The following is a 22,974-nucleotide window of genomic DNA, read 5'->3' on the forward strand; positions in this document are numbered from 1 at the left end:
ATGACTACCCACAATTCTGAAATCGTCGACGTCGTCATCGCCGGCCTCGGCCCGACCGGCGCCACGCTGGCCCACCTGCTCGGCAAGCGCGGCCTGTCGGTGCTGGTACTGGAGCGCGAACCGGTGTTCTACGGCAATGCCCGTGCGGTGTATACCGACGACGAGTGCATGCGCGTGATGCAGGCCGCCGGTGTCGCCAAGGATCTGGCGGCCGACATGCAGATCGACACCCCGGCCCAGTGGACCTTCCCGGATGGACGGGTGATCGGCCGCTACTGGCAGCTCAAGCGCCGCTTCGGCTGGCCGGTGATCAACTTCCTCTACCAGCCCTGGCTGGAGACCAGGCTCAGCGACCTGCTGGCGAACCACCCGACGGTGAAAGTGGTGCGCGGGCGCGAGCTGGTGGACTTCGAGCAGGATGGCGAGCTGGTCACCCTCACTCACCAGGCCACGCAGAGCTGCCGTTTCGGCGATGGCGACGGCAGCCGCGTCGATCTCGACGTCGACCCGGCGCCGGCCACCCTCAAGGCGCGCTACCTGGTCGGCGCCGACGGCGGCCGCAGCACGGTGCGCGAGAAGCTCGGCATCGGCATGGACGGCAAGAACTTCCCCGAGCCCTGGCTGGTGGTCGACCTGGAGATGAAGGAAGGGGAAGACGCGCTGCGCCACATTCCCTACTTCAACTTCATCTGCGATCCGGGCTGCCCGGTGGTCAGCTGCCCGCAGCCGGGGCGCTTCCACCGCTTCGAGTTCATGCTGATGCCCGGCCAGACCAAGGAGTACATGGAGGACCCGGCCACGGTACGGCAGTTGCTCAGCCGCTACGTCGACCCGGACAGGTTCGAGGTCAAGCGCAAGCTGGTCTACACCTTCAACGCCCTGGTTGCCCGCGAGTGGCGCAAGGGACGCGTGCTGCTGGCCGGCGACGCCGCGCACATGACCCCGCAGTTCATGGGCCAGGGCATGAGCTCCGGCGTGCGCGACGCCTACAACCTGGCCTGGAAGCTGGAGGCGGTGCTGCGTGGCAAGGCCGCCGACAAGCTGCTCGACACCTACGGTAGCGAGCGCTACCACCATGCCAAGGCGATGATCGACATCTCGGTGAGGATGAAAGACTTCGTCTCCATGTCGAATCCGTTCAAGACGGCGCTGCGCAACGTTGCCGTCAGGGTCTTGAATGCCACCCCGGTACTGGGCAAGTGGCTGCGCGAGGGTGGCTTCAAGCCCACCCCGACCTACAAGCCCGGCTCCTACCTGGGGCTGCCCAGGAGCGGCCGCCGCGACGTCGCCGGCACGCTGTTGCCCCAGCCGGAAGTCCGCACGTTCAAGGGGAAGCGCGTTCCGCTCGACGAAGTGCTCGGGGAGGGCTTCGCCCTGCTTGGCCTGGAGAACAACCCGCGGGTTGCCCTGTCTGCCGAGTCCCGGCAGTTCCTGTCGGCGCTGGATACCCGCTACGTCACGCTGTTCCCCTTCGGCGGCCGCCCACAGGGCATGGGCGTGCAACGTTTCAGTCCCGCCGATCTGGTCGAGGTCGAGGAGCCCGATGAGGATCTGGTGCGCTGGTTCAAGCGTGCAGGACGCGGTCGCGATCTGATCGCCGTGGTACGACCGGACAAGTTTGTCTTCGCCCTGGTGCCCGCTGAGCAATTGGACACTGCGCTGGCCGAACTCAAACGCCAGCTGGGCTGGCGGCCGAACCTGGCCGCCGGCCAGGCGAACGTCGCCGACATGAGGAAAAGCGCATGAGCCGCGACGCCCTGAAGAAGCTGGAACAGGCCGCCGACGCGCTGGCACAGGCGCGGCAACGGCGAGAACCCTGCGCACAGATCTCGGCGACCTTCGGCATCACCACCCTGACCGAGGCCTACGCCGTGCAAGAGATCAACACCCGGCGTGCCCTGGACCAGGGGCGGCGGCTGGTCGGGCGCAAGGTCGGCCTCACATCCACTGCGGTGCAGCAGCAGCTGGGCGTGGACCAGCCGGACTTCGGCATGCTGTTCGCCGACATGGAGATCGCCGATGGCGAAGGCGTCGACTGCAGCCGGCTGATCCAGCCCAAGGCCGAGGGCGAGATCGCCTTCGTCCTCGGTCGCGACCTGCCCGATGCCGACACCACGCTGGCCGAGCTGATGAGTGCGGTGGAGTACCTGCTGCCGGCCATCGAGATCGTCGACTCCGCCATCGTCGACTGGAGGATCACCCTGGCCGATACGGTGGCGGACAACGCCTCTTCCGCCCTCTACGTGCTGGGCAAGCAACCCACACGATTGTCGGCGCTGGACCTGCGCCTGGAGGGCATGCTGCTGGAGAAGAACCGCCGCCAGGCCTCCATCGGCGTCGGCGCCGCCTGCCTGGGCAACCCGCTGGATGCCTGCCTGTGGCTGGCCCGCACCATGGCCGAGTTCGGTCGCCCGCTGGTGGCCGGCGACGTGTTGCTGTCCGGCGCCCTCGGTCCCATGACCCAGGTCGTCCCCGGCGATCACCTGCACCTGCGCCTGACTCGCCTGGGCGAAGTCGGCTGCCACTTCCATTGAGCCGCCGGCCTGGAGAAACGGAATGAGCACCAAGAAACTCAAAGTCGCCATCGTCGGTTCCGGCAACATCGGCACCGACCTGATGATCAAGGTGATGCGCAACGCGCAGTACCTGGAAATGGGCGCCATGGTCGGCATCGACCCGGCGTCCGACGGCCTGGCCCGCGCGGAGCGCCTGGGCGTGGCCATCACTCCCGAGGGGGTCGAGGGCCTGAGCCGCCTGCCTGTGTTCGACGAGATCGACTTCGTCTTCGATGCCACCAGCGCCGGCGCGCACGTCTGGAACTCCGGCTTCCTGCGTGGCGTGAAGCCGGGCATCCGCCTGATCGACCTGACCCCCGCGGCCATCGGCCCCTACTGCGTGCCGGTGGTCAACCTGGAGCAGAACCTCGACCAGCTCAACGTCAACATGGTCACCTGCGGCGGCCAGGCCACCATACCCATGGTCGCGGCGGTGTCGCGGGTGGCCAGGGTCCACTACGCCGAGATCATCGCCTCCATCGCCAGCAAGTCCGCCGGCCCCGGCACCCGCGCCAATATCGACGAATTCACCGAGACCACCAGCAAGGCCATCGAGGTGATCGGCGGCGCGGCCAAGGGCAAGGCCATCATCATCATGAACCCGGCCGAGCCGCCGCTGATGATGCGCGACACGGTGTTCGTGCTCTCCGAGGCGGCCGACCAGGCCGAGGTCGAGGCGAGCATCGAGGAGATGGCCGCCGCCGTGCAGGCCTACGTGCCGGGCTACCGGCTGAAGCAGAAGGTGCAGTTCGACGTCATCCCCGAATCCGCGCCGCTGAACATCCCCGGCCACGGCCGGTTCTCCGGGTTGAAGACCTCGGTGTTCCTCGAAGTCGAAGGCGCCGCTCACTACCTGCCGGCCTATGCCGGAAACCTCGACATCATGACCTCCGCCGCGCTGGCCACCGCCGAGCGCATGGCGCAATCGATCCTGAACAGCGCGACGCGCAACGGCTGAGGAGCGCGAACATGACTTTCGACCCGAGCAAGAAGCTGTACATCTCCGACGTCACCCTGCGCGACGGCAGCCACGCCATCCGCCACCAGTACGGCCTTGACGGCGTGCGCGCCATCGCCCGTGCCCTGGACAAGGCCAGGGTGGACTCCATCGAGGTGGCCCACGGCGACGGCCTGCAGGGCTCCTCCTTCAACTACGGCTTCGGCAAGCACTCCGACCTCGAATATATCGAGGCGGTGGCCAGCGAGATCAGCCACGCCAGGATCGCCACCCTGCTGTTGCCCGGTATCGGCACCGTGCACGACCTGAAGAACGCCTATGAGGCCGGCGCGCGTATCGTGCGCGTGGCCACCCACTGCACCGAGGCGGATGTGTCCAGGCAGCACATCGAATACGCCCGCGAGCTGGGCATGGACACCGTCGGATTCCTGATGATGAGCCATATGGTTCCGCCCGAAGAGCTGGCTCGCCAGGGCCGGCTCATGGAGAGCTATGGTGCGCAGTGCATCTACATGGCGGACTCCGGCGGCGCGATGAACATGAACGATATCCGCGACCGCATGCGTGCCTTCAAGGCGGTGCTCAAGCCGGAAACGCAGACCGGCATGCACGCCCACCACAACCTGTCGCTCGGCGTGGCCAACTCCATCGCCGCGGTGGAGGAGGGTTGCGACCGCATCGACGCCAGCCTGGCCGGCATGGGCGCCGGTGCCGGCAACGCGCCGCTGGAGGTGTTCATCGCCGCCGCCGAGCGCCTGGGCTGGAACCACGGCACCGATCTCTACACCCTGATGGACGCGGCCGACGACATCGTCCGCCCGCTGCAGGACCGCCCGGTGCGGGTCGACCGCGAGACCCTCGGCCTCGGCTACGCGGGTGTGTACTCCAGCTTCCTGCGCCATGCCGAAGTCGCCGCTGCCAAATACGGCCTGAAGACCCTCGACATCCTGGTCGAGCTGGGCGAGCGGCGCATGGTCGGCGGCCAGGAGGATATGATCGTCGACGTCGCCCTGGATCTGCTCAAGCTAAAAGGCCAGGCACTACCCACCTGAACAGGGACAACCCGATGCCACGTGTTCAATCAAACGGGAAGGTCGCTCTGGTGACCGGCTCCAACTCCGGTATCGGCCGGATCACCGCTCGCGCGCTGGCGCTGCAGGGATATCGGGTGTTCCTGGCCTGCCGTTCCGAGGCACGCACACGCCCTGTACTCGATGAAATCCGGAGCCTGAGTGACGGCACCGCCCAGGCCGAGTTCCTGCTGCTCGACCTGGGCGATCTCGGCTCGGTTCGCCGCTGTGCCGATGCCTTTCTCAAGCGGGGCCTGCATCTCCATCTGCTGATCTGCAATGCGGGGCTGGCGGGGCAGAGAGGCATGACCACCTCCGGCTTCGAACTGGCATTCGGCACCTGCCACGTAGGCCACTTCCTGCTGGTCGAGTTGCTGAAGGAGCGACTTGTCGAGTCGGCCCCGGCGCGTATCGTCATGCTCTCCAGCAAGGCGCACCGCCATGCCCAGGGAATCGACTTTGACCGGGTGCGCCAGCCGACGCGAAGTCGTACGGCGCTACAGGAGTACGCAGTCGCGAAGCTGGCGAACCTGCTGCATGCCAAGGAACTGGCTCGTCGCCTGGAGGGGACCGGCGTCACGACCTATGCGGTTCATCCCGGCGTGGTCGCGACAGACGTATGGCGAGCACTGCCTTCGATGCTCGCGTGGGTGATCAAGCTGTTTATGCGCAGTGAAGAGGACGGAGCCGCTACGACGTTGTACTGCGCAACCGACCCCCGAGTGACCGGTCAAACCGGGCGCTATTACGCCGATAGCAAGGAAGAACAGCCATCCCCGGTTGCCTGTGATCCGGCTCTGGCCGCGGAGCTGTGGCGCCGAAGCGAAGGCTGGATAAGCAGGGAGTAGTGCGGAGCGGGCTGGGGCGGGCTCATGGCTTGGACTCTGAGCAGATGGCCGGCAGTGCCCATCGGGGTCAGCACAGCCAGCAACGGCGTTTTTCGTGGACGTCGCTACCGGCCGATTCTGTTGAAAAACTCGATGTGCGACAGAGCTGCTTGCTCGTAGCCGGAAAAATGTACAAATCGAGCGCTTCTACGCGAAATCCAGAGCAACTCGACCAGCGCAACGATTCAGATTTCAGCCTCAGCCGTGCACTTTCGGCGAAGAAAATCGCCGAGGGAGTTTTTCAACAGAATCGGCCATAAGCAGTCAGTCATGATCTTCGCTTCTGAGGCCACAAAGTCAGCCCAGCAGTGATCGCTTCTCTACAAGGAAGTCGATCAGCGCTCTCACCTTGGCCGGCATCTGCGCACGTGTAGGGGCGTAGAGGTAGAAGCCAGGGAAAGATGGGCACCAAGGTTGTAGCACTCTCACCAGCTCCCCCGATTCCAGTTGCTCAAGCACACAGATATCGAGGTACTTGATCAGACCGACGCCCTGGATGGCAGCCTTGAGCATGCTCTCGTCATCGTTGAACACCACACTGCCGCGTGGCTCGAACACCTGGGTATGCCCATCGCCATCCGGCTCGGTGAACGACCAGCGATCCAGCGTGCCGCTACTGGTGAAGCGATACGCCAGACAGTTGTGCTGGCCGAGTTCCGCTGGCGTCTGTGGAATACCGTAGCGCTTGAAGTAGGCCGGCGAGCCTACAACTGCCATCTCGATACGCGGGGTAATCGGTACGGCCACCATGTGTTCGTCCAGACTCTCGCCCAGGCGAATTCCGACATCGGCACCGTCAGCGATGATGTTGGAGATGCCGTCATTGAGCACCATCTCCAGACGCAGTCCCGGATAGCGGGCGAGAAACTCGCCCAGGTACGGCTCCAGCAAGGTGCGTGCGGCGATGCGCGAGGCATTCACTCGGATCAGACCGGTGGGTGCGGCCTGCACCTCCCCCAACTCGGTGACTGCCGTATCGATCATCTTCAGGGCCGGGGCCAAGGCATCGAACAGACGCTGGCCTTCTTCAGTCAGCGACATGTCTCGTGTGGTGCGATGCAGCAGCCGCACGTTGAGCTGTTGCTCCAGGCTTTTGAGGTGCTGTGACAACGCTGCACGGGACATATCCATCTCGGTCGCCGCCTTGGTAAAGCTGCGATGACGAGCGATATGGACGAACCAGGCAAGGGCCGGGAGAAGCGCTGGATTGATCGACATATTGTTAAGGATTCCTAACGTCTCATGTCGAGTTTTGCATATTTTTCTAAAACAAACCTGGGCCTAGGATAACTCCATCGAGCGACACCCGGACGCTCAGTACTGGAGCCCAGATCATGCAGAAAGTCAGCATCCCCACCCTCAACGGCCAAGGCATCACTCTTGCCGCCGTCATCCATCAACCGGCTGGTTTTGATGCCAGCAAACAGTATCCGATCATCGTCGTCGCTCATCCGGGCGGGGGTGTGAAGGAGCAGGCTTCCGGTCTGTATGCGCAGAAGCTGGCTGAACAGGGATTGCTGGCCATCGCCTTCGATGCCTCCTACCAAGGCGAGAGCACCGGTGTGCCGCGCCAGCTGGAGAACCCCTATGTACGTAGCGAGGACATCAGTGCAGTGGTCGACTACCTGACCACGCTGCCTTACGTCGATGGGGCTCGTATCGGTGCGATGGGCATCTGTGCCGGCGCCGGCTACACCGCCAATGCGGCGATCAACGACCGTCGCATCAAGGCTGTCGGCACGGTCAGCGCCGTCAACATTGGTCAGATGTTCCGCAATGGCTGGGAAAACACCGTCAAGGATGCCGATGCCCTGTCGTACATCGAGCACGGTTCTCAGGCACGTAGTAGCGACGCCAAGAGCGCTGAGCTGGCGACCCTGCCGCTGGCACCGATGCGCGAAGAAGATGCGCCGAACGAAGAACTGCGTGAGGCCTGGGAGTATTACCACACCCCGCGCGCCCAGCACCCCAATGCGCCGGGCTTCATGACTGCGCGCAGCCTGCCGCAGATCATCACCTACGACGCCTACCACAAGGCCGAGGCTTTCCTGACCCAGCCGTTGCAGATCGTGGCGGGCACCCAGGCGGGTAGCAAATGGATGAGCGATGACCTCCTGGCGCGTGCCGCCAGCAGCGACAAGAGCATGCACCTGATCGAGGGGGCCAACCACATGTCGCTGTACGACAAGCAGCCCTATGTGAATGAAGCCGTCTCTGTGCTGGCTGACTTCTTCCAGAGCCGCCTGTAACCCCCCAATCTTGTCGATGCCCGGCGCAGCGGTGCCGGGATCAGGAGTCCGAAGCATGAGCACCATCCAACACATCACCTACCGCAACCTCGGCTGGGACAGCGCAGCCGACTTGTACCTGCCAGCGGATTTTGACCAGAGCAAAACCTATCCCGCTATCGTCAGTACCCACCCGATTGGCAGCTGCAAGGAGCAGACCTCGGGGAGCGTTTATGCCCGTCAGCTAGCACAGGCCGGCTTCGTGGTACTGGCCTTCGACGCCAGCTTCCAGGGCGCCAGCGGCGGTGAGCCACGTTTTATCGAAGACCCGGCCATTCGCGTCTCTGACATTCGATTCGCCATCGATTACCTGGTGACGCTGCCCTATGTGGATGAGAACCGCATTGGCGCCATTGGTGTGTGTGGGGGTGGTGCTTATACCGTCAGTGCTGCCATCACCGACCATCGGATCAAGGCGCTCACATCGATTACCGGAGTGAACTTCGGGCGCCTGATGCGTGAGGGATTTACCCAGTTCGATCCGGTAGGTGCATTGACGGCCATGGCCCAACAGCGCACGGCGGAAGCCAAGGGCGCGGCACGCCACGTCATCAACTATCTGCCTGAATCGGTCGAAGCGGGCAAGCAGGCAGGCCTGACCGATATCGATGTGCTGGAAGCCACCGACTACTACAAGTCAGCGCGTGGTCAGCAGCCCAATGGTGCCACCAGCGGTCTGTTCTCCTTCAACAGCGCGGCCATTGCCTGGGATGCCTTTGCCCACGCCGAAACTCTGCTGACCCAACCCTTGCTGGTGGTCATCGGTGATAAGCCCGGCGCCTTCGGTGCCTATCGCGATGGCTGGGAGATCTACGGACGGGCGGCGTCGAAAACCAAGCAGATCTTCGTGGCCGAAGGTTGGTCGCACTACGACCTGTACGACCTTCCAGAGCCGGTAGCGCTGGCCATGGAGCAGATCGTGCCGTTCTTCAAAGAACACCTCTAATCACACCGGGCATGCAGGCCGGATAGTAGCTCTTTGCGTGTCCGCCTCTGGCCGAAAGTAGACGACCTCCCAGGCCGCCTCCGACCGAAAGCGATCATTCGCGTGAGGCTGCCGTCGACGGCAGCCTCCATCCCCTAACAGCGTATTTCCAGCATACGGCCACCAGATGGAATGCCCCCATCGCCACCTAAAAAGCGCCTTGGTCGCCGTGGTAACGAACCCGGTGCGCTTCGGTTGGCAATGGCACCTCCCACTTGAACAGCATTCGCCGGATGTCGTCGTTGCGCAGGCTGGTATCCCGGCTGTTGTTGCGCCGGTAGATCTCCTTCTCGGGCATCTCCAGATACTCGATCTGTACGTTCGCCTGGTAGGCATACAGCAGGTCGAGGGTCTTTTTCCTCATCTGGGCCGACAGGTGCGTCGAGTTCCAGACGAAGGGCTTTTTCTCGCGCAGAAGTGCCTTCGCCTGGTCGATGGCGAAGTGGGCGGCCGCCCCTTCGTTCTCGCCATGGCGCAGGCCCAGCGCCTCGCGTGCGTCGTCGAACGAGATCACCGGCAGGTCTGGGTGGTGCCTGGCCACCCAGGTGTTTTTGCCGCTGGCGGGCATGCCGGACAGCACGATGACGCGAGAACCTTCCGGCTCGTGCAGCGCGTAGTCGGGGTGGACGCGGGCACCACGGAAGTACTGGACCCGGGTGTAGTCGTCCACGAATTCACGTGGCCCGTACAGGCAGCCTTCCTCGGCGGCCAGTTCCCGGAACAGCTCGATCTCGTCGAGGACGCCTTGCTTCCCTTCGTAGGACCGCCCCTGCATGTCCGCTTCAGCGACTGCGCACAGCATCCACACCGGGAGTTCCCACGACAGCTTGTGCAGGATGAACTCCGGGCTTTGCGCGCTGCGGTTGCCCGAAAGCGCGAAGAACGGGAGTTGATGGACCGAGATGATCCGGCAGACCTGCTCCCGAAGCGCGAAAGGCGCGCCCGCACGCCACAGCAGCAGGCGCGCGTCGATGGCGCCGCGACGTGAGTGGCCCGGCTGGCCGATGCGGCCGGTCTCGGTATCGATCACCGTGGTGTCCGGCTTCGAGATGTCGTGCAGCAGGGCGGCGATGAACAGCACGAAGCGCTGTTCATCGGTCGCCTGCTGGTAGACCGGCTGGGCGAGCAGCGCCTCGACCACCATGCAGGTGTGCGTCCACACATCACCTTCGGCGTGGTAGTACGGGTCCTGGGGCGTACTCGCCAGCCGGGCCAGGGCCGGGATGGTCTCCAGGCACGCCTTCGCGTCGAAGCCTTGGCCGGGTGCGGGTACCAGGCCTTTCAGTTGTCGAATGTCCATGTCTCATGTTCTCCCTCAGTAGCCACGCCGCAAGCCGTTCCAGTCCCTCGAGAGGCGAGGGGAGTAGAGGTCCACTCCGTCCGCCAGCAGGTTCGGGATGAAGGGCTGGTTCGCGTGGTGCTGGTCCGCGTCCAGGATGGCCTGGACGAAGTCCCTGCGGACCCATTTGAGGCGTCCGGTCGTTTCGTTCTCGTCTTCGAGCTTCAGGTACAGGCCTTCCATCACGGTCGACTTGTCGCACTGTCGCCAGGCGCGTTCCAGGTCCAGTCCTTCCCGCTGCACCGTGGCTTCGAACGCGCAGCGCCAGGTCACCGACTTCGCTTGGGAATCACCGACCAGGTCGAGCAGGTCCTTGAGCCGCGCCGGCGCCGGCCCTTCATGAAGGACCGGAACGGAGAGCACCGGGCCGTCCCGTAGAAGCTGGCGTCGGGCGGCTGTCGACAGGAACACGCCTCGCGCCCGATCCCAGACGTCGAACTCGCAGAAGAAGTGCGGCAGGTGGTCGTAGAACACCGAGTGCTTCTTGTGCAGCCACTCTCCGAACAGCACGTATCGATCTTCGAGACGGCTCAACAACCAGCCCTCGTGAGCCACCGCCCATTGCTTGAAGAGGTTGAACTGCCGTTCCCGGCCGCCGCCGGTCAGGTAGTGGCCGCGGGACTGCAGGAGCAGTTCACCGGCGGCCGAGAAGCTAATGCCGGCATTCGCGCCATCCAGCTTTTCTTCGACGACCAGCCACTGACCAGTCAGGGACGAATAACGGACCTGATCGATGTCCGTGTCGCCTGGTTGCAGGCGGGAGCTTTCCAGGTGCGGAGTGCGTGGGTATTTGTGCAGCTCGAGGCTTTGCGCATACGCGCGGAAATCCATGTTCATGGGTTTTCTCCATAGGAAATAGGGAAAACCGACGACAAGGTTCAGGCGGGCAGAATGTGGGAAGCGGCCACGCGGGTGTGCGGGCAGCCATCAGGCACGATGGACCGTCGTCGGTATCAGGCGAGTTGGCTGGCGCGGGGCACTTCGTTCACCACTGAAGGAGAGGGTGGAAATAAGGGCGCGAATTCAACATCCGAAGCGTGTCGGATGTCAACGCGATTAAAGCGGCTGACAGCTGCCGTGCGCTGGAAGTGTGACGGTCTTTGCGGAAACGCCCAGGGATAGGGTGAGCATTGCTTCGTAACTTGTACGTTCGCGGGTCACCACGGAGTCGGGACCGGATGAAAGAGCCCCTCAAGCTATCGGACAAATTCAGATGGGGCGCAGCCCTGATCTGCTGGAGCGGCATCGCCTTCGCGATCTACCAGCGCAATCCGCTTTATTTCTTTCCCTCGGTGATTCCCTACATGCTGGTCAACTGGTTCTCCGACAGGATCGACGGCGAGTCGTGAATGCGCATGGGCGGTATGGCGCTTCTCGCGACACCGCCCACGCTGCCCACGACTTCAGCGATTGCGCCCCAGCGCTTCATGGCTGCTGACCCAGTCGCCGGCCAGGATCGCCGAGGTCAGCGACACGTCGCCGGCCAGCACCACCGCCGCGATGATTTCCGCCAGCTTGTCGGCCTTGCCGGCGCCGTAGCAGCCCAGCATTTCCAGGCATTCGCGCTGGGTTGGCAGGCTGGTGCCGCCGCCGTGGGTCGCGCAGATCACCGCCGGCAGGGTCACCGACCAGTAGTAGTCGCCGTTGTCCAGCAACTGCCCATAGGTGATACCGCCGTGGGATTCGGCCACGTTGGCCGCGTCCTGCCCGGTGGCGATGTACACCGCCGCCAGCCCGTTGGCCGAATGCGCGCCGCTGTACGCCGAGCCGGCCTGGAAGGCGCCCACGGCGGCGATCTGCCGGTAGCGGTAGAGGTTGGCGGGGTCGACGCGCAGCAGCTCGTGGGCCACTTCGCGCTTGAGGGTGAACTCGGCGATCACCCGCTTGCCGCGGGTCTGGATCATGTTCATGGCCGAGTGATTCTTGTCGGTATCGAGGGCGCCGGAGAGGATGTAGCGCGGCTGCAAGGGGTGGTTGGCCTTGATCCATTCGCAGGCGGCGAAGGTGGCCTTGCTGGTCATGTTCTGTCCGGCGGCATCGCCGGTGGTGTAGCAGAAGCGGGTGTAGAGCATGTTGGCCACGGGGTACTGCTCGATCTCGAACAGCTTGCCGCTGCGGGTCGTGGTTTCGCTCACCGCCTTGATCGTCTCGAACTCGCTGACCAGCCAGGCGCCGAATTCGCGTGCCTGCAGCGCGTTCTCGAAGAGGAACACCGGAGCGCGCTGCATGGAGTGCTTGACCACGGTGGTCTTCACTCCACCTGACGCGCTGATGGCGCGCATGCCCCGGCTGTAGCTGGCCAGAAGGGTGCCTTCGGTGGTGGCCATCGGCACGTAGAAGTCGCCGCGCGCGTGCTCGCCCTCTATCCGCAAGGGGCCGGCCAGCCCCAGGGGCATCTGCACCACGCCGATGAAGTTCTCGATGTTGCCGCGGGTGACTTCCGGGTCGATGGCGTATTTGCCGACCGTATCCAGCGAGGCGCCGGTCTGTTCCTTGACGAAGTCGCGGCGTGCGCTGGCCTGCTCGTTGGAGTAATCGTTGGCGGGGTCGCGGGGAATCGGGGCGCCTCTGGACATGGTGCTCTCCTGCAGAGTCTGATGGGTCGGCCTGCCCGGGTGGGCGTCCGTTATCCCGAGTGTGCCCGTGTGTACCTTCGCCAGCACGCCCAAGGGCGCCAATCAGGTGATCCAACGCGCCACGAGCGATGGTGTGTGGACAGATCGGATGTTTGCCCCGTCAGGCTCGCTCAGCCCGCCGCTGATCCGTTCTTGCGCAGCAGGTAGCTGTCCATGATCCAGCCGTTGCGCTCCCGCGCCGCCGCGCGGGTGGCGGCAATACGTTCGGCCACCTCTTCCAGCGGGCCGGCGATGAGGATTTCGTCCGCTGTGCCCACGTAGGCGCCCCAGTAGATGTGCAGGCTCTGGCCGACGAAGCGTAGGTAGGTGTCCTTGGCATCGAGCATCACCGCCACGCTGTCCGCGCCCCGGGGCCAGCCCTCGGCGAGCAGGCGGCCGGTGGTGATTTCCACGGCGCGGCCGATCTGGTTCAGCGGTACGCGGTGGCGGGCGGTGAGGGCCTGCAGGCTGGTGATGCCGGGGATCACGTCATAGCTGAGGTCGCTGCGTGCGGCGGCGATGGACTCGATGATGCGGATGCTGCTGTCGTACAGCGAGGGGTCGCCCCAGACCATGAAGGCGGCGACTTCGCCATCGCTCATCTGCTCGTCGATCAGCTGCTCGAACACCGCCTGCTTGTCGCGGTTCAGTTCGTCCACGCTGGCGCGGTAGTCGGCGGCGTCGCGTTCGCGCTCCGGCTGCTGGCCTTCGGCGAAGCGTGGGTGGTGGCCTTCGAGGAAGCGTTCACAGATTTCCCGGCGCAGGGCGTTGAGCTTGTGTTTGGCCGGGCCCTTGTCCATCAGGAAGATCACATCACTGCGGCGCAGGGCCTTGATCGCCTGCTGGGTGATGTAGTCCGGGTCGCCGGCGCCGATGCCGACCAGCAGCAGTTCTTTCATGGTCTGTTCCATGTGGGCGCGCGGGAGGCTGGCGCCAGTTCGTCGATATGGTGGTAGTCGGCGCCCAGCTCGCTGGCCAGCTGGTGGGCGCGGCCGAGGCGGATGGGTGCGCGCTCGATGTCCAGCAGCAGGCCGGGGCAGGGTAGCGCGGTAAGCCGCGGCCAGTCGCGCAGGCGGCCGTCGGTGAGCAGCAGCAGGCGCTGGCGCTCGCCCGGCTTGTGGCGCTGGCGGCGCGCCAGCCAGGGCGTGGCCAGTTGCAACGCCTCGATGATCGGTGTGCCGCCGCCGGCGCCGAGTTGCTGCAGCCAGGCGTGCAGTTCAGGCGATGCCTTCTGGCCCTGCCACAGCCAGCGCGGCTGTGCGCCGCCGGCTTCGAGCACGGCCAGGCGCGCGCGCTGGCGGTAGGCGCTGTCGAACAGCTCGGCGAGCAGGCCCTTGGCCTGGGCCAGGGCGCCGTGGCGGCGGGTGCTGGCCGAGGCGTCGACGATCACCAGCCACAGCTCGCCCGGGCGCAGGCGGCGGGCGTGCCAGTGCAGGTCGGCGCGGCGGCGCGGGCGGCCGTGGGCGAAAGTCGCCGGCCAGTCGATTCGGGTGGGCGTGCTGCTGCCGCGAGCGCCGCTGCGTCCGCCTTGAGCCTGGCCGGGACGGGGTAAGGCATCCGCGCCTGGGGCCTGGCGCGGGCGGATGCTCAGGGCTTTTTTGGCCAGCTCGGTGGCTCGCGCCGTTCGCCGACTGCCACGGCCTGCGGCGGCAGCGCCCCCCACTGGCCTTCGCCCTGGTCTGGTTGCGCTGGCTGCTGTTGCGACTGGTTTGGTGCTGGCGGCGGGCTAGCGGCGGGCGGTGTGTGTTCGCGGCGGCGATGGGCGAGGACGAAGGGCTCCAGGGCGTCGATGTCCTGCGCTTCGATCTGGCTGGCGCCGCGCCAGGCAGCATGGGCGCGGGCACCGCGTAGCCACACCAGGTCGGCGCGCAGGCCGTCGACGGCGGCGGCGAAGCAGCGTTGGGCGATGGCGTCGAGGCTGGCGTCATCCAGCGCGATTGCGCTCAGGCGCTGACGGGCATCCATGCAGCGCTGGCGCAGGGCGTCCTGCTCGGTCTGCCACTGGGCGAGGAAGGCTTCGGGTGCGTCGTCGAAGGCCAGGCGGCGGCGGATGATCTCGGCGCGCTGGGCCGGCTCGGGCATGCCGCCGAGCTGTACCTTGAGGCCGAAACGGTCGAGCAGTTGCGGGCGCAGCTCGCCTTCCTCGGGGTTCATGGTGCCGATCAGCACGAAGCGCGCAGGGTGGCTGTGCGACAGGCCATCGCGCTCGATGTGGTTGGTGCCGCTGGACGCCACGTCGAGCAGCAGGTCCACCAGGTGGTCGGGCAGCAGGTTGACCTCGTCGACGTAGAGCACGCCGCCGTGGGCATTGGCCAGCACGCCGGGGGAGAAGCGCACGCGGCCCTCGCCGAGCGCTGCATCCAGGTCGAGGGTGCCGACGATGCGTTCCTCGCTGGCGCCCAGCGGCAGGGTGACGAAGCGCCCGCCGTCGAGCAGGTCGGCCACGCCGCGCGCCAGGGTGGACTTGGCCATGCCGCGCGGACCTTCGATCAGCACGCCGCCCAGGGCCGGGTCGATGGCGGCCAGGCACAGCGCCAGCTTGAGCTCGTCGGCGGCCACCACGGCGGCCAGGGGGAAGTGGGGCTGCATGGCGTTACCTCAAGTAGTGAACCTGTTTACGAGCTTCTGGATTAGAGCCAGACAAGGCAAAAGTGGCTGAGGCAGCGCAATGTACAAGCAGTACATGAGCATTCCGAGGTCGCTTTTAACGCCGTATGGCCGACAGCCAGGAGGTCGTAAGCAGGTTCCAAGGGTTGAAAGAGGGAGGGTCGATCGGTTAGCGTGGCAACCATCGTTTTGGAGATCAGCATGTCGTCTCGTCCTTCCCTGAACCGTCTCGTTCGCTCCGCCGCTGTCGGCGTGGCTGGCGTGTGCGCGCAGGTCGAGGCCGTCGCTTATTTCTTTTATGGGTATTGGTTTAGCCAGCGGCGCGCCTGATACCCCACAGGCGCCCCAGAGCAAAGGGTCGCCACCAGCCAGTTTCACGAAACCCCGGTCGGCCACCCGACCGGGGTTTTTGTTTTTTCGGCCCACAAGGCCAGCACGATGCACACAGAGGATCGAAACATGACCGCTTACTACCGCACTTATTACCGCAGCTACCGCACCTCCGCCTGGCGATTTAGCAGCGCTGCCGCGCACCACCGAGATTCCAGCCGAACACCCAGATAGCGCGCCGCGCGTGGCATGAGGCCACGCCGGGCGAGGACCACCGCCATGAATGCTTCCGTTACCGCTCTGCGCGCACAAGCCGTGCCGCCATCCACCACTCGCCGCCGCGCAACGCCGCTGCCGAGCCCCACCGATTTGCGTCAGCGCCTGCCGCTGTCCGCCGCTCTCGCCAGCCAGGTACAGACCCAGCGCGAGGCCATCCGCGCCGTGCTCGATGGCTCCGACCCGCGCCTGCTGGTCGTCGTCGGCCCCTGTTCCCTGCACGATCCGATTTCCGCCCTCGAATACGCCGACCGCCTGGCCGCACTGGCCTTTGATGTGAGCGACCAGCTGCTGCTGGTGATGCGTGCCTACGTCGAGAAGCCGCGCACCACCATCGGCTGGAAGGGCCTGGTCTATGACCCGCAGCTGGACGGCAGCGGCGACATGGTCGGCGGCCTGGAGCTGTCGCGCCGGCTGATGCTGGCCATGCTCGAACGCGGCCTGCCGGTGGCCACCGAGTTGCTGCAGCCGCTCGTGGCTGGCTACTTCGACGACCTGCTGGGCTGGGCCGCCATCGGCGCGCGCACCAGCGAGTCGCAGGTGCACCGCGAGCTGGTCAGCGGTCTGGATGTGCCGGTGGGCTTCAAGAACGGTACCGATGGAAGCCTGTCGATTGCCTGTGATGCCATGCGCTCGGCGGCGCATCCGCACCAGCACTTCGGCGTAGATGGCCTGGGCCGCCCGGCACTGGTCGAGACCGACGGCAACCCGGATACCCACCTGGTGCTGCGCGGCGGCCATGGCGGGCCGAACCATGATGCGGCCAGCGTGGCCGTGGCGCGGGCGAGCCTGGAGAAGCAGGGCATCGCCGCGCGCATCATGGTCGACTGTAGCCACGCCAACAGCGGCAAGGACCCGCTGCGCCAGCCGGCGGTGCTGCGCGACGTGCTCGACCAGCGCCTGGCCGGCGACGCCAGCCTGCGCGGGGTGATGCTGGAGAGCCATCTGGAGGATGGCTGCCAGCCGCTGTCTGCCGAGCTGCGCTACGGCGTGTCGATCACCGACGGCTGCCTGGGTTGGAGTGGCACCGAGGCGATGCTGCGCGAGGCGGCCGAGCGGCTGCGGGCGGGGCTCTGAGCTTCGTCTCTCTCCTGGGAGATATGGCGCGAGGCTGGCGTAGGGCGGGTGAAACCCGCGCGGGCTTTGGGGCGCGTTCCCGGATTGCATCCGGGCTACATACCTGTAGGAGCGAGCTCTGCTTGCGAACGGATGCGGCACAACAGTTTCGCGAGCAGAGCTCGCTCCTACGACGGGAGGCGTGGCATTCATGACTCCTCCGCATCCAGCAGCAGGTTTTCCAGCGCCGCCCGGTACTCGCCGGGCTGCTGCCAGAGGCCGCGCTGCTGGGCTTCCAGCAGGCGCTCGAGCATGTCCTGCAATGCGCCGGGGTTGTGCTGCTGGATGAAGTCGCGGGTGTCCTTGTCCAGCAGGTAGGCATCGGCCAGCAGGGCGTACTGGTGGTCGTCGACCAGTTCGCTGGTGGCGTCGAAGCCGAACAGGTAGTCGACCGTGGCGGCCAGCTCGAAGGCGCCCTTGTAGCCGTGGCGTTTCATTCCGGCGATCCACTTGGGGTTCACCGCGCGGGCGCGCACCACGCGGCCCAGTTCTTCCTTGAGCGTGCGAATACGCGGGTTGTCCGGCTGGCTGCTGTCGCCGAAATAGCTAGCGGCCTTGGCGCCGCGCAGGGTCTCGACCGCCGCCAGCATGCCGCCCTGGAACTGGTAGTAGTCGTTGGAATCGAGGATGTCGTGCTCGCGGTTGTCCTGGTTGTGCAGCACCGCCTGTAGCTGCTGCAGGCGTTCGGCGAACTGCGCGCGAGCCGGCAGGCCCTCGGCGCCCTGGCCGTAGGCGTAGCCACCCCAGTTCAGGTAGACCTCGGCCAGGTCGGCGCGGGTCTGCCACAGGCGTTCTTCCACCGCATTCTGGATGCCGGCGCCATAGGCCCCCGGCTTGGCGCCGAAGATGCGCCAGCCGGCCTGGCGCCGTGCTTCGACCGGGTCCAGGCCCTGGTCCTGATGGGTCAGGGTTTCCTGCCAGACGCGGGCGGCCAGCGGGTTCATGTTTTCCGGCTCGTCCAACTCGGCCACTGCCTGCACGGCCTGGTCGAACAGGCGGATCAGGTTGGCGAAGGCGTCGCGGAAGAAGCCGGATACGCGCAGGGTTACGTCCACCCGTGGGCGACCGAGCTGTTCCAACGGCAGCACCTCGATGCGCTCGACCCGCTGGCTGCCGGGCTGCCACACCGGGCGCACGCCGAGCAGGGCCAGGGCCTGGGCGATGTCGTCGCCGCCGGTGCGCATGGTCGCCGTGCCCCATACCGACAGGCCCAGGCGTTGCAAGTGTTCGCCCTCGTCCTGCCGGTGGCGCTCAAGCAGGCGCTCGGCGCTCTGCACGCCGATGCGCCAGGCGGTGGGGGTAGGCAGGTGGCGCACGTCCACCGAATAGAAGTTGCGCCCGGTGGGCAGCACGTCCAGGCGTCCGCGGCTGGGTGCGCCGCTCGGCCCTGGCGGCACGAAACGGCCCTGCAGGGCGGTGAGCAGACCATTCATTTCGGTGCTGCCGCAGCTATCCAGCATTGGGGCGATATGTCTGTGTAGCTCGTGCAATACCGCATTACTGGCCGATCCAACGGATTCGAAATCCGTTGTGTCGATCAGTTGCAAAGCCAGCAGCTCCAGGCGCTCACGGGTATCACCACGGCTGCGCCAGGGCTCATCGCTGAGTGCTTGCAGGTAATCCGGGCGCGGGCCGTTCCAGGGCTCGGCCGGCTCGCCGCCGAGCGGGTCGAACTCCAGCTCAAGGTCCTGGGCGAGGGCACGCAGCAGGCTGGCGTGCTGGCCGTGACCATCGCCACGCGGGATGCGCACCAAGGAGAGCAGGGTGTCGCGGCGCAGGCGCCCGCTTGGTGATTCGCCGAAGCAGTGCAGGCCGTCGCGGATCTGCGATTCCTTGAGGTCGCACAGGTAGGCGTCCAGTTGCGGCAGCCAGCTGTCCGGATCGTCGTTGACCTGCAGGCCCAGCTCGCGGTCGAGGCTGGCTTCGCGCACCTTGTGCTGGATCTCACCGCGCAGCTCCAGAGCGCGGCGCGGGTCGAGCTGGCTGGCCTCGTAGTACTCGTCGGCCAGACGCTCCAGGTCGCGCAGCGGGCCATAGCTCTCGGCGCGGGTCAGCGGCGGCATCAGGTGGTCGAGGATCACCGCCTGGGTGCGGCGCTTGGCCTGGGCGCCTTCGCCGGGGTCGTTGACGATAAAGGGGTAGAGATTGGGCAGCGGGCCGAGGATCGCGCTCGGCCAGCAGGCCTCGGACAGGCCGACGCTCTTGCCTGGTAGCCACTCCAAGTTGCCGTGCTTGCCGACATGGATCAGCGCATCGACGGCGAACGCCGTGCGCAGCCAGCAGTAGAAGGCCAGGTAGCCGTGCGGCGGCACCAGGTCCGGGTCGTGGTACACCGCCGCGGCGTCCAGCTGGTAGCCACGCGCCGGCTGGATGCCGACGAAGGTCAGGCCGAAGCGCAGGCCGGCGATCATCAAGCGGCCGCTGCGGTACAGCGGGTCCTGCTCGGGCGGGCCCCAGCGCTCCAGCACGGCGCGCTGGTTGGCCGCGGGCAGGCTGGCGAACCAGCGCTGGTAGTCGTCTAGCGCCAGGCTTTGGGCGCAGGGACGCAGGTCGAGGTTGTCGAGGTCGTTGGTCACGCCGCCGAGCAACTGGTGGATCAGTGCGGTGCCGTCGTGCGGTAGTCCCTCGACCGGATAACCCTGCTGCTCTAGGGCGCGCAGGATATTCAGCGCGGCAGCCGGAGTGTCCAGGCCGACGCCGTTGCCGATGCGACCGTCGCGGGTCGGGTAGTTGGCCAGGATCAGGGCGACGCGCTTGTCGGCGTTGATCTTGGCCGCAAGCCGGGTCCAGCGCAGCGCCAGCTCGGCGACGAAGTCCATGCCTGGCAGGTGCGGGCGATAGCGCACCACGTCGCTCTGGCTGCGCTCGCTGCGTGCGGCCACGCCCTTGAAGCTGATCGGCCTCGTGATCAGGCGACCGTCCAGCTCGGGCAGGGCAATGTGCATGGCCAGGTCGCGCGGGCCCAGGCCCTGGGCGCTGGCCTGCCACTGTTCTTCGCTGTCCAGGGCGCAGAGCGCCTGCAGCACCGGTACGTCGCGGCGGAACGGCCGAGCTTGCGGTGCCTCCGGGTTGGACTGGGCGAAGCCGGTGGTATTGAGGATCACCGACGTGTCGGTTTCGTCCAGCCAGGCCTCGACCTGGGCCAGGCATTCGGCTTCCTTGAGGCTGGCGACGGCGATGGGCAGCGGGTTGAGGCCCTGGGCCTGCAGGCGCTGGCAGAAGGTGTCGACGAAGGCGGTGTTACCGGCCTGTACCTGGGCGCGGTAGAACAGCAGCGCCGCCACCGGCCGGCCCGGCTGCCAGTCGGCGCGCCAGTGTTCGAGGGTTGCCTCGCCGTGGCGCGGGTGATGGATCAGCGTGCGCGGCAGGGCGCGTGGCTCGCTCCACGGGTAGTCGCGATCCAGCCAGCGGCTGGCGATGCAGTGCAGCAGGTGGCGGGCATTGTCCGCGCCGCCCTGGCGCAGGTATTGCCACAGGCGCTGGCTGTCCTCGGTCGGCACGTTGCTCAGTTCGGTCAGCTCGGGATCGGGGCTGTCATCGCCGGGCACCAGGATGATCCTGGCGCCTTGCCGGCCCAGCTCGACTAGGCGTTCGATGCCGTAGCGCCAGTAGCTGACGCCGCCGTGCACCGAGATCAGGATGACTTTGGCGTGGTGAAGCACTTCCTCAACGTAGAAGTCCACGGAAGCGTGATTGGGCAACTGCGCCGGGCTGGCCAGGCGCAGGCTGGGGAAGTCTTCGGGCAGTTCGCGCGCTACCTCGGCCAGCAGCGACAGGTGGGAGTCGCCGGTGCAGAGGATCACCAGCTCGGCCGGGGTCTGGCCGAGGTCGGCGATGCTGTCGGCCGGCAGAGTGACGCCGGCCTGGGCGCGCAGGAGGTGCATGGGTCAGGGCTCCGAGTTGCCTGGGAGAGCCTCACCCCAGCCCTCTCCCAGGAGGAGAGGGAGTTGGGCCGGGTGCAGCTTTTCTCCCCTCTCCCCTCGGGAGAGGGGCCGGGGGTGAGGGAGCCGCAGTCGGCTCGCTCTCCTCACGCCAGCGCCGCCTTCAGCTCCGCCTCGATGGCAGCGCGGTCCAACTCCTGGCCGATCAGCACCAGGCGACTCTGCCGCGCTTCGTCGGCGCCCCAGGCGCGGTCGAAATGGCGGTCGAAGCGCTGGCCGACGCCCTGTACCAGCAGGCGCATGGCCTTGCCGGGGATGGCGGCGAAGCCCTTGACGCGCAGGATGCCGTGCTTGGCCACGGCGTCCTTGAGGGCGGCGAGCAGGCGCGCTTCCTCGGCTTCCGGCAGGACCACATCGAAGGAGTCGAACTCGTCGTGGTCGTGGTCCTCGTCTTCCTCGTCGTGGTGGGTACGGCGGGCGTCGATGTGCAGCTCGGTCTCGCAGTTGAGGCCGACCAGCACGCTCAGCGGCAGGTCGCCGCCCTGGGCCTCGATCACCTTGACCGATGGCGGCAGCTCCTCGGCCACCTCGGCGCGCACGGCGGCCAGGGCGTCGGCGTCGAGCAGGTCGGTCTTGTTCAACACCACCAGGTCGGCGCTGGCGAGCTGATCGGCGAACAGCTCGTGCAGTGGTGATTCGTGGTCCAGGTTCGGGTCCTGCTTGCGCTGGGCGTCCACCTGCTCGGGGAAGGCGGCGAAGGTGCCGGCGGCCACGGCCGGGCTGTCGACCACGGTGATCACCGCGTCGACGGTGCAGGCGGTGCGGATTTCCGGCCAGTTGAAGGCCTGCACCAGCGGCTTGGGCAGGGCCAGGCCGCTGGTCTCGATCAGGATGTGGTCCAGCTCGCCGCGGCGTGCCACCAGCTCGCGCATCACCGGGAAGAACTCTTCCTGCACGGTGCAGCACAGGCAGCCGTTGGCCAGTTCGTAGACGCGGCCGTTGGCTTCTTCCTCTCTGCAACCGATGGCGCACTGCTTGAGGATGGCGCCGTCGATGCCCAACTCACCGAATTCGTTGACGATCACCGCGATGCGGCGGCCGCCGGCGTTGGCCAGCAGGTGGCGCAGCAGGGTGGTTTTGCCGGCGCCGAGGAAGCCGGTGACGATGGTGACGGGAAGTTTGGCGAGCGATTGCATGGAGAGCCCCGGGGACGTCGTGGAATGGACGGACGGGCAGGGCGGGGCACGCGCGGACGAGCGAGGGCCGAACACCACCGGATCACCCCGCCCGGTTGTCGAAACGTTTGCGAGGCAGGTCTCCTGGCTTACGGCGTGCGGCAGCGTTGCCGCGCTTCCCCACCTTCCCGCCGGTTGGCAGTGGTCTGTCGGGGAGTCTCGTCCGTTCACAGTTGCGGGGGCAGCCAGGGCTTGAAAGACCCTGTTCCCTCTTAGCTTCTTCGGATGGCGAAGAAGAACCTCGGAAATGGCGCAAGGCTACGCAGTGCCTGGGATGCGGTCAACCGCGCGGTTGACGCTGGGTGGAGCTTCGTGATGTTCTAGAAAGGCTGTTTCAGGTGCCTCTCGCCGCCGTGCGCGAGGTGAAACGGGAAGCCGGTGGGCACTCTCCAGACCAGGGGAGGCGAGTCCGGCGCTGCCCCCGCAACGGTAAGCGATCGACGGGTCAACCACGCCACTGTGCCGAGCGCATGGGAAGGCCGACCCGGTTCCTGCAAAGGCGTCGCAAGCCCGGAGACCGGCCTGAATCCCTTAGTTTGGCAACCCGCGGTGGGCGGGCGTACGCCGGCTCGTGGCCCCCGTGGCCGTACTCGTGCTGCGTTCCTTCTACCGGTCCGTCAACCCCTGGAAGGTGCTCATCATGTCCAGCCGCACGCTGTCGTCCTCCGATTCCGTTTCGCTCCCGTTGTCCAAGCGCCTGACCATCGCCGTCGGCAGCTGCCTGCTCGGCGCGCTGCTGATCTTCTTCGCCGGCTTCTCGCACATCGAGGCGATGCACAACGCCGCCCATGATACCCGCCACAGCGCCGCCTTCCCCTGCCACTGAGACCGC

The 22,974-nt window shown here is 66.3% G+C and carries 19 protein-coding genes and 2 riboswitches; of the genes, 10 read left to right on the forward strand and 9 right to left on the reverse strand.

The window, feature by feature from the left end:
• The 5 genes from N5D30_RS02015 to N5D30_RS02035 are packed head-to-tail and all read left to right on the forward strand — an operon-like array spanning nt 1 to nt 5,431.
• Nucleotides 1-1,746 carry a bifunctional 3-(3-hydroxy-phenyl)propionate/3-hydroxycinnamic acid hydroxylase gene (locus N5D30_RS02015; RefSeq protein ID WP_279907445.1) on the forward strand — a complete coding sequence of 582 codons (1,746 nt, stop codon included), beginning with the start codon at nt 1-3 and terminating at the stop codon, nt 1,744-1,746.
• Nucleotides 1,743-2,534 carry a fumarylacetoacetate hydrolase family protein gene (locus tag N5D30_RS02020; protein WP_279907446.1) on the forward strand — a complete coding sequence of 264 codons (792 nt, stop codon included), beginning with the start codon at nt 1,743-1,745 and terminating at the stop codon, nt 2,532-2,534. Before N5D30_RS02015 ends, N5D30_RS02020 begins: the two co-directional genes overlap by 4 nt.
• A 22-nt stretch (nt 2,535-2,556) precedes the next feature.
• Nucleotides 2,557-3,513 (forward strand): acetaldehyde dehydrogenase (acetylating), encoded by a 957-nt coding sequence (locus tag N5D30_RS02025; RefSeq protein WP_279907447.1) that lies wholly within the window; start codon nt 2,557-2,559, stop codon nt 3,511-3,513.
• Between the two features lie 11 nt (nt 3,514-3,524).
• Nucleotides 3,525-4,565, forward strand: coding sequence for a 4-hydroxy-2-oxovalerate aldolase (gene dmpG, locus N5D30_RS02030; RefSeq protein ID WP_279907448.1), 1,041 nt, complete (start codon nt 3,525-3,527; stop codon nt 4,563-4,565).
• A 50-nt stretch (nt 4,566-4,615) separates the two neighbouring features.
• Entirely contained in the window at nt 4,616-5,431 is an 816-nt protein-coding gene (locus N5D30_RS02035) for an SDR family NAD(P)-dependent oxidoreductase (protein WP_279907450.1), read from the forward strand.
• Nucleotides 5,432-5,767: 336 nt separating this feature from the next.
• Here the strand turns inward: N5D30_RS02035 and N5D30_RS02040 are convergent, their stop codons facing one another.
• Entirely contained in the window at nt 5,768-6,688 is a 921-nt protein-coding gene (locus N5D30_RS02040; RefSeq protein ID WP_279907451.1) for a LysR family transcriptional regulator, read from the reverse strand.
• A gap of 116 nt (nt 6,689-6,804) precedes the next feature.
• Between N5D30_RS02040 and N5D30_RS02045 the strand changes: the two genes are divergently transcribed.
• Both N5D30_RS02045 and N5D30_RS02050 read left to right on the forward strand, forming a co-directional pair.
• Nucleotides 6,805-7,719: an alpha/beta hydrolase gene (locus N5D30_RS02045; protein ID WP_279907452.1), complete on the forward strand. Its 915-nt coding sequence runs from the start codon at nt 6,805-6,807 to the stop codon at nt 7,717-7,719.
• 55 nt (nt 7,720-7,774) lie between these two features.
• The gene (locus N5D30_RS02050; protein ID WP_279907453.1) at nt 7,775-8,704 is read left to right on the forward strand and encodes an alpha/beta hydrolase; all 930 of its coding nucleotides are present in this window, start codon (nt 7,775-7,777) and stop codon (nt 8,702-8,704) included.
• A 187-nt stretch (nt 8,705-8,891) separates the two neighbouring features.
• Here the strand turns inward: N5D30_RS02050 and N5D30_RS02055 are convergent, their stop codons facing one another.
• Together N5D30_RS02055 and N5D30_RS02060 are read right to left on the reverse strand one after the other, a co-directional pair.
• A complete protein-coding gene (locus N5D30_RS02055; RefSeq protein WP_279907454.1) occupies nt 8,892-10,043 on the reverse strand; it encodes an AAA family ATPase in 1,152 nt (383 codons plus the stop codon).
• A 15-nt stretch (nt 10,044-10,058) separates the two neighbouring features.
• Nucleotides 10,059-10,919, reverse strand: a complete 861-nt coding sequence (locus N5D30_RS02060; RefSeq protein WP_279907455.1) for an RNA ligase family protein — start codon at nt 10,917-10,919, stop codon at nt 10,059-10,061.
• Between the two features lie 341 nt (nt 10,920-11,260).
• Here N5D30_RS02060 and N5D30_RS02065 point away from each other — a divergent pair, with 341 nt between their 5' ends.
• Nucleotides 11,261-11,431 (forward strand): hypothetical protein, encoded by a 171-nt coding sequence (locus tag N5D30_RS02065; RefSeq protein WP_279905825.1) that lies wholly within the window; start codon nt 11,261-11,263, stop codon nt 11,429-11,431.
• Nucleotides 11,432-11,485: 54 nt separating this feature from the next.
• Here the strand turns inward: N5D30_RS02065 and N5D30_RS02070 are convergent, their stop codons facing one another.
• The 4 genes from N5D30_RS02070 to N5D30_RS02085 form a co-directional block, all read right to left on the reverse strand.
• Nucleotides 11,486-12,658, reverse strand: coding sequence for a hydroxymethylglutaryl-CoA reductase (locus N5D30_RS02070; RefSeq protein WP_279907456.1), 1,173 nt, complete (start codon nt 12,656-12,658; stop codon nt 11,486-11,488).
• Nucleotides 12,659-12,828: 170 nt separating this feature from the next.
• Entirely contained in the window at nt 12,829-13,596 is a 768-nt protein-coding gene (cobF, locus tag N5D30_RS02075; protein ID WP_279907457.1) for a precorrin-6A synthase (deacetylating), read from the reverse strand.
• The gene (locus tag N5D30_RS02080; RefSeq protein ID WP_279907580.1) at nt 13,593-14,303 is read right to left on the reverse strand and encodes a VWA domain-containing protein; all 711 of its coding nucleotides are present in this window, start codon (nt 14,301-14,303) and stop codon (nt 13,593-13,595) included. Before N5D30_RS02080 ends, cobF begins: the two co-directional genes overlap by 4 nt.
• Entirely contained in the window at nt 14,285-15,286 is a 1,002-nt protein-coding gene (locus N5D30_RS02085) for an AAA family ATPase (protein ID WP_279907458.1), read from the reverse strand. Before N5D30_RS02085 ends, N5D30_RS02080 begins: the two co-directional genes overlap by 19 nt.
• A 627-nt stretch (nt 15,287-15,913) precedes the next feature.
• Between N5D30_RS02085 and N5D30_RS02090 the strand changes: the two genes are divergently transcribed.
• Nucleotides 15,914-16,987 (forward strand): 3-deoxy-7-phosphoheptulonate synthase, encoded by a 1,074-nt coding sequence (locus N5D30_RS02090; RefSeq protein ID WP_279907460.1) that lies wholly within the window; start codon nt 15,914-15,916, stop codon nt 16,985-16,987.
• A 188-nt stretch (nt 16,988-17,175) separates the two neighbouring features.
• On the opposite strand, the gene cobN is transcribed toward N5D30_RS02090, so the two are convergent.
• Nucleotides 17,176-20,910, reverse strand: coding sequence for a cobaltochelatase subunit CobN (gene cobN / locus N5D30_RS02095; RefSeq protein ID WP_279907461.1), 3,735 nt, complete (start codon nt 20,908-20,910; stop codon nt 17,176-17,178).
• 143 nt (nt 20,911-21,053) lie between these two features.
• Nucleotides 21,054-22,103: a cobalamin biosynthesis protein CobW gene (gene cobW / locus N5D30_RS02100; protein WP_279907462.1), complete on the reverse strand. Its 1,050-nt coding sequence runs from the start codon at nt 22,101-22,103 to the stop codon at nt 21,054-21,056.
• 95 nt (nt 22,104-22,198) lie between these two features.
• Nucleotides 22,199-22,401, reverse strand: a riboswitch (cobalamin riboswitch).
• Nucleotides 22,402-22,461: 60 nt separating this feature from the next.
• A riboswitch (cobalamin riboswitch) is annotated at nt 22,462-22,683 on the forward strand.
• 99 nt (nt 22,684-22,782) lie between these two features.
• On the opposite strand from cobW, the gene N5D30_RS02105 reads away from it, so the two are divergent.
• Nucleotides 22,783-22,968 carry a CbtB-domain containing protein gene (locus tag N5D30_RS02105; protein WP_279905833.1) on the forward strand — a complete coding sequence of 62 codons (186 nt, stop codon included), beginning with the start codon at nt 22,783-22,785 and terminating at the stop codon, nt 22,966-22,968.
• Nucleotides 22,969-22,974 lie beyond the last annotated feature (6 nt).

This window comes from Pseudomonas sp. GD03875 (assembly GCF_029840585.1).
Classification (GTDB): domain Bacteria; phylum Pseudomonadota; class Gammaproteobacteria; order Pseudomonadales; family Pseudomonadaceae; genus Aquipseudomonas; species Aquipseudomonas paralcaligenes.

Bases quoted from the DNA above. Each gene is read 5' to 3' on its own strand.
- N5D30_RS02015 (WP_279907445.1), top strand. From the start codon at position 1: ATGACTACCCACAATTCTGAAATCGTCGACGTCGTCATCGCCGGCCTC.
- N5D30_RS02020 (WP_279907446.1), top strand. From the start codon at position 1,743: ATGAGCCGCGACGCCCTGAAGAAGCTGGAACAGGCCGCCGACGCGCTG.
- N5D30_RS02025 (WP_279907447.1), top strand. From the start codon at position 2,557: ATGAGCACCAAGAAACTCAAAGTCGCCATCGTCGGTTCCGGCAACATC.
- dmpG (WP_279907448.1), top strand. From the start codon at position 3,525: ATGACTTTCGACCCGAGCAAGAAGCTGTACATCTCCGACGTCACCCTG.
- N5D30_RS02040 (WP_279907451.1), bottom strand. From the start codon at position 6,688: ATGTCGATCAATCCAGCGCTTCTCCCGGCCCTTGCCTGGTTCGTCCAT.
- N5D30_RS02045 (WP_279907452.1), top strand. From the start codon at position 6,805: ATGCAGAAAGTCAGCATCCCCACCCTCAACGGCCAAGGCATCACTCTT.
- N5D30_RS02050 (WP_279907453.1), top strand. From the start codon at position 7,775: ATGAGCACCATCCAACACATCACCTACCGCAACCTCGGCTGGGACAGC.
- N5D30_RS02055 (WP_279907454.1), bottom strand. From the start codon at position 10,043: ATGGACATTCGACAACTGAAAGGCCTGGTACCCGCACCCGGCCAAGGC.
- N5D30_RS02060 (WP_279907455.1), bottom strand. From the start codon at position 10,919: ATGAACATGGATTTCCGCGCGTATGCGCAAAGCCTCGAGCTGCACAAA.
- N5D30_RS02065 (WP_279905825.1), top strand. From the start codon at position 11,261: ATGAAAGAGCCCCTCAAGCTATCGGACAAATTCAGATGGGGCGCAGCC.
- N5D30_RS02070 (WP_279907456.1), bottom strand. From the start codon at position 12,658: ATGTCCAGAGGCGCCCCGATTCCCCGCGACCCCGCCAACGATTACTCC.
- cobF (WP_279907457.1), bottom strand. From the start codon at position 13,596: ATGAAAGAACTGCTGCTGGTCGGCATCGGCGCCGGCGACCCGGACTAC.
- N5D30_RS02085 (WP_279907458.1), bottom strand. From the start codon at position 15,286: ATGCAGCCCCACTTCCCCCTGGCCGCCGTGGTGGCCGCCGACGAGCTC.
- N5D30_RS02090 (WP_279907460.1), top strand. From the start codon at position 15,914: ATGAATGCTTCCGTTACCGCTCTGCGCGCACAAGCCGTGCCGCCATCC.
- cobN (WP_279907461.1), bottom strand. From the start codon at position 20,910: ATGCACCTCCTGCGCGCCCAGGCCGGCGTCACTCTGCCGGCCGACAGC.
- cobW (WP_279907462.1), bottom strand. From the start codon at position 22,103: ATGCAATCGCTCGCCAAACTTCCCGTCACCATCGTCACCGGCTTCCTC.
- N5D30_RS02105 (WP_279905833.1), top strand. From the start codon at position 22,783: ATGTCCAGCCGCACGCTGTCGTCCTCCGATTCCGTTTCGCTCCCGTTG.